We start from the raw sequence: 252 nt of genomic DNA on the forward strand, positions 1-252 counted from the left end.
TGCTGCCTATCGAAGACGTATTCTCCATCTCCGGTCGTGGTACCGTTGTTACCGGTCGTGTAGAGCGCGGTATCATCAAAGTTGGTGAAGAAGTTGAAATCGTTGGTATCAAAGACACCGCTAAGTCTACCTGTACCGGCGTTGAAATGTTCCGCAAACTGCTGGACGAAGGCCGTGCTGGTGAGAACGTTGGTGTTCTGCTGCGTGGTATCAAACGTGAAGAAATCGAACGTGGTCAGGTACTGGCTAAGC

Annotated in this window: 1 protein-coding gene; it reads left to right on the forward strand. The window is 50.8% G+C overall.

Annotated elements, in window-relative coordinates:
* Nucleotides 1–252, forward strand: a 252-nt coding sequence (locus FHD02_RS24185; protein WP_255597505.1) for an EF-Tu/IF-2/RF-3 family GTPase, incomplete at both ends; no start/stop codon positions are given.

The organism is Citrobacter sp. EC_71 (genome assembly GCF_019584005.1).
GTDB classification, from domain to species: domain Bacteria; phylum Pseudomonadota; class Gammaproteobacteria; order Enterobacterales; family Enterobacteriaceae; genus Citrobacter; species Citrobacter werkmanii.